The sequence below is a fragment of the Streptomyces bugieae genome (assembly GCF_036352915.1).
Classification (GTDB): domain Bacteria; phylum Actinomycetota; class Actinomycetes; order Streptomycetales; family Streptomycetaceae; genus Streptomyces; species Streptomyces endophytica.
On record NZ_JAZBJP010000213.1, the window covers coordinates 1 to 405 of the forward strand.

The 405-nt window shown below is 63.7% G+C and carries 1 protein-coding gene; it reads left to right on the forward strand.

Features of this window, described 5'->3' with window-relative positions; all coding sequences use genetic code 11:
• Positions 1-234: hypothetical protein (locus tag V2J85_RS40935; RefSeq protein WP_330824436.1), on the forward strand; the 234-nt coding region annotated here is incomplete at its 5' end.
• Positions 235-405 lie beyond the last annotated feature (171 nt).

Genomic DNA, 405 nt, shown 5'->3' on the forward strand with positions numbered 1-405 from the left:
GTCATCGAGTTGGCGACGCATCCGCTCTGGTGTTCGTCGCAGCGGTACTCGCGTGAGCTGGCCGCGGCCAAGCGCAGGCACCCCTCGTCCTATCGGCTTGAGGAAGACGACGACACCCTCGAATCTCAGCGGCTGCCTCAGTCGGGCCTGCGGACCAACGCTCTCGTGACCCCGCTCTCGTGCGCTCGGGTCCTCAAGTTGAACGCCGCCCGCGAGGAGGCCGTCGCGGACTGACGCTTCGGGAGATCGGAGCGTTCAGAACGTGCGACGGCTCGGCGCCGTGGCCGAAACGTGACGAACGCTTGACCGAATTGTCTACGTGTGACTGCACATTCGGGCCGCTGCGGACCAATACCATGACATCGTTCAAGATCATGGGGGCATCGCAGAGGGATCGAATTGATG